Genomic DNA, 539 nt, shown 5'->3' with positions numbered 1-539 from the left:
ACCATGGTCGTGTTCATGAACAAGGTCGATCAGGTTGACGACGAAGAGCTGCTTGAGCTGGTGGAAATGGAAGTCCGCGAACTGTTGACCGAATACGGCTATCCGGGCGACGACATTCCGATCATCGCAGGGTCGGCCCTGGCCGCTCTGGAAGGCCGTGACGCCAATATCGGCGAAGACAAGATCCGCGAGCTGATGGCGGCTGTGGACGAGTTCATCCCGACGCCGGCCCGTCCGGTTGACGGTGCGTTCCTGTTGCCGATCGAAGACGTGTTCTCGATCTCTGGCCGTGGCACGGTTGTCACGGGGCGTGTTGAGCGTGGCGTGATCAACGTGGGCGACGAGATCGAGATTGTCGGCATCAAGGACACGCAGAAAACCACCTGCACGGGCGTTGAAATGTTCCGCAAACTGCTGGATCGCGGTGAAGCCGGCGACAACGTGGGCGTCCTGCTGCGCGGCATCGACCGCGAGAAGGTCGAGCGTGGTCAGGTTCTGTGCAAGCCGGGGTCGGTGACCCCGCACACGAAGTTCGAAGC

At 61.2% G+C, this 539-nt stretch carries 1 protein-coding gene; it reads left to right on the top strand.

Translation table 11 applies throughout. The annotated features are described in order from the left end of the window. A partial coding sequence (locus MUY21_RS16185; protein ID WP_248411269.1) for an EF-Tu/IF-2/RF-3 family GTPase occupies positions 1–539 on the top strand: 539 nt, incomplete at both ends.

The sequence above is a fragment of the Aliiroseovarius sp. S2029 genome, from assembly GCF_023195575.1.
Taxonomy (GTDB): Bacteria; Pseudomonadota; Alphaproteobacteria; order Rhodobacterales; family Rhodobacteraceae; genus Aliiroseovarius; species Aliiroseovarius zhejiangensis.
Note: the sequence above shows the minus strand (reverse complement) of the source record. Positions and strands in the feature narration are given on the sequence as shown.